A 3,508-nucleotide genomic window follows, 5' to 3' on the forward strand; every position below is an offset into this window, starting at 1 on the left:
GGTTGCCAACAATAAATATACGTAATGCGGGGTGATGTAGTAAATTTGAGCTTTAAAGCATTTTATAAACAAAGTAGCGGTTTGATAGTGAAGTGCTTTGAAATCCCGCACTACGCATATTCGAGCCGTTGGGCAACATTCCCCACATCAGCACCGACAAATTAGATTGAAAATGAATTTATCTAATCTTTTAGAGCTGATTAAGTCCTTAAGCTAACGGTAAGATTTAGAGGGAATTAAAATTCACTAAATTTACCGTTAGTCAAGATTTGGCTCAAACTTTATTTCGCCTTAATGGCGATAATTTATTAGCATTAATTGTGAGATATAAATGAAACGATACATTTTTATTCTTTTCTGTAGCACTTTTACTATTTGTACGGATGCTCAGTCCGTTGATGTACCTGATAGGCCGTAAACCAACGGTCTGATACGTATTTTTTTGGCTACTAGCGGTTGTTATCTTTCGGAAAAAATCTAATGCAAAAAGAACACCGTTTTCAAGAGTTAATCAAACACCAGCAGGAGTCAGGACTGAGCATAAAGGAGTTTTGTTCCAACCAGGGTATAGCACCAGCCACATTTCACTATTGGAAGAAGAAATTACAAAGCAAGCAGCATAATGGGATTTTCATACCTATGGTTGTTAGCTCCCCAACAAATAATCACCCAAAGGGATCAGTTTGTCTAGAAAAGCCTGCGGTAACAGAATCTTCTATAGAGCTATTTTATCCAAACGGAACCATTCTAAGGGTAAAGCAAGACCTTGACTTACCCCATCTTCGTGCACTTATTCATCTATACGATTAACGGGTATGTTCCACCTTCATCAAAACCTGGCGTATTACCTGTACCGTTACCCTGTTGATATGCGCAAGAGTTTTTACACTTTAAGCGGTATTGTTACCTCCGAAATGCACCGTGATGTGCGCAACGGGGAAGTATTTATATTCGTCAACCGGCAGCAGACTATTATGAAAATCCTGCACATGGAATATGCCGGACTGGTCATCTATCATAAGAAATTGGAGTCAGGCCGTTTTAAGTTGCCTGGCTATGATGAAACGAACCATTCCATAACCATTAAATGGTCCGATTTATTGCTAATTGTCCGCAGTGTAAAACCTCGAAAGCAAAAGCTAAAATCTTATTAACAAATGTTCTTTTATTGTTGACAATACGTCTCTGTTTTTCAGTCTGTTTATAGCGTGTTTTGCTAGCTTGCCATCAGTTAAAACACAAGCGAGAACAGTGGTTGATAATACAGAAAAAGATAAGTTAATAGAAGCCTTACTCCAGGAACGCGATGAGATGTACCAGGAATTATCTCGCTTGCGTAAAAATGACAATGGTGCATTGGAGAAGGCAGAAACCACTATTAAGGAACAATCAGACAAGATTAAGCAATTGTCCGATCAATTGGCCTGGTATCGCCGAAAGTTCTGGAAGTCCAGCACAGAAAAATACATACCTGAAGATCCCAACCAGCGTAAGCTTGATTTTGGCGGACTTGATATCCTCCCCCAGGAGCAGGGTGTTATAGAGAAGGCTGCCAAGGAGGTTATTTCTTATGAACGGAAGAAGCCAGAGAAAAAAAGCAAGCCAGTGCGCCAGCCTTTACCGGATCACCTTCGCCGTGAAACAGAAGTTATAGAACCCGAAGGTATCGATGAGAACTGGGAGCGTATTGGTCAGGAGGTAACAGAAATCCTTGAACACAAGCCGGGAGAGTTGTATGTACGCCAGATCATCAGGCCAAAATATGTGCTTAAAAAGAAACTACAACAATTGGAAGATGAATCTGCAGAAGAACAGAAGAGTGTAAAAATAGCCACATTACCCTTGCTTCCACTACCACGAAGCAATGCCGGAGCCAGTCTTCTGGCAGAACTTCTTCTGGGTAAATACATGTACCACCTTCCTTTCCATCGTCAGATCGATATCTTTAAGCAAGCCCAGGTAAGCCTACCAGCTTCCACTGTCAATGGATGGTTCATTGCAAGTAGTGATTTGCTCAGAGCCTTATACTACAGGTTGCGGGAATTGGTTCTTGCCACGGACTATATCCAGGTTGATGAGAGTACTGTACCAGTAATCAACAATAAGAAGAAGCGGGCTGTAAAAGCCTATTTGTGGGTAGTTCGTTCGGTGATAGACAAGTTGGTGTTTTTTCATTATGATAAAGGCTCAAGAGCCCAGAAAGTAATTATTGAACTACTTCACAACTTCAAAGGTGCCGTACAAACCGATGGTTACGACGCCTATTCTATCTATGAAGATAAGAAGGGAGTGTTGTTATTGGGTTGCTGGGCTCATGCCCGAAGGAAGTTTACCGAAGCCTTAAAGGAAGACAAAGCCGGTGCAGAGTATGCATTGGAACAAATTGGCATGCTCTATAAGGTGGAGGCAATGGCTGATGATCAAGACCTGGATTATGGTGAAAGGGCAGAGCTCCGTCAGAGACTTGCATACCCCATACAAAAGGCTTTTGAAAAGTGGATTGTCAACTATTTTTCCAAAACAATACCAAAAGGCAGAATGCATAAAGCTTTGTCATATACTTACAACTTGTTCCACCGTTTATCCAGGTACCATCTGGATGGTAGGTATAACATCGACAACAACCTGGTGGAAAATGCCATCCGGCCAGTTGCTTTGGGAAGAAAGAACTTTATGTTCTGCGGAAATCATGACGCTGCAGAGAATGCCGCAATCATGTACTCACTGTTTGGTTGCTGCAAGGCTAGTGAAGTAAACCCACGGGAGTGGCTAACTGATGTTCTTACCCGAATACCGGAATATAACAGCAATTATAATCTAGACCTGGCCGATTTACTTCCCCACCGATGGCAAGAATCTAAAAGTCAACAAAAATCCAACTAAAGTCAACGAAAATCTGGAAATCTTTGGAGTTACTCTAACAAATCCTGTAGTATCTTTTAATTTTGCAACACGTAATAGACCGGATATTTACGATAGGCCGTTCATGTTACGCACGGATCTAGGATTCTGTCATTGGTATGGAGACGATCTACTTACATCGGTCAGCCTCACTCATCCCACCATCGGTGTTGGCTTAAAACCAAGATTCAAGTTTCCGGAATTAAGGCTTCGCTATAGTATGTCTCAGGTGGAAGCCTCTGTTGGAAGTATAGCTGCACCATTCAATGGTAACTATATTCATTTTCTTTCATCTGGTTTTGCACTACGCCAGACCTTTCATCGCAATAATCAGCAATTGAACGTCCATATAGGGTTGTACGCATTTTGTCCGATTCTTAAAAACGCTGTTTCTTTTGGCGGCTCACTTGGGATCGGTGTAGAATATCTGTTCAACGTCAAACCAGATAAGAATCATTCATTGGGAATCTTCATGGAAGCACGTAACCAATCTTATCGCCTCCGTCTGCCTGATGGCGGAAAGATGGACTTGCAATATGATCTTGTTCTTGACCTGGGCATTATTGTAGTACTTTGGTAGCGGAAGTGAGATAATTAACCCAACAGG

The 3,508-nt window shown here is 41.6% G+C and carries 4 protein-coding genes; all 4 read left to right on the forward strand.

The features are described from left to right. The first annotated feature begins 480 nt into the window (after positions 1-480). The 4 genes from tnpA (at position 481) to AC4MRQ_RS25340 (ending at position 3,481) form a co-directional block, all read left to right on the forward strand. On the forward strand, positions 481-810 hold the full coding sequence (gene tnpA / locus AC4MRQ_RS25325) for an IS66 family insertion sequence element accessory protein TnpA (RefSeq protein ID WP_491200523.1): 330 nt from the start codon (positions 481-483) through the stop codon (positions 808-810). Positions 811-815: 5 nt separating this feature from the next. Next, positions 816-1,154 carry an IS66 family insertion sequence element accessory protein TnpB gene (tnpB, locus tag AC4MRQ_RS25330; protein ID WP_491200524.1) on the forward strand — a complete coding sequence of 113 codons (339 nt, stop codon included), beginning with the start codon at positions 816-818 and terminating at the stop codon, positions 1,152-1,154. Positions 1,155-1,251: 97 nt separating this feature from the next. Then, positions 1,252-2,883, forward strand: a complete 1,632-nt coding sequence (tnpC, locus tag AC4MRQ_RS25335; RefSeq protein WP_491200525.1) for an IS66 family transposase — start codon at positions 1,252-1,254, stop codon at positions 2,881-2,883. 103 nt (positions 2,884-2,986) lie between these two features. Next, a complete protein-coding gene (locus AC4MRQ_RS25340; RefSeq protein ID WP_491200526.1) occupies positions 2,987-3,481 on the forward strand; it encodes a hypothetical protein in 495 nt (164 codons plus the stop codon). Positions 3,482-3,508: the final 27 nt, after the last annotated feature.

Source organism: Carboxylicivirga sp., assembly GCF_982718395.1.

Coding starts and splice junctions, on each gene's coding strand:
- tnpB (WP_491200524.1), top strand. CDS start 816: ATGTTCCACCTTCATCAAAACCTGGCGTATTACCTGTACCGTTACCCT.
- AC4MRQ_RS25340 (WP_491200526.1), top strand. CDS start 2,987: ATGTTACGCACGGATCTAGGATTCTGTCATTGGTATGGAGACGATCTA.
- tnpA (WP_491200523.1), top strand. CDS start 481: ATGCAAAAAGAACACCGTTTTCAAGAGTTAATCAAACACCAGCAGGAG.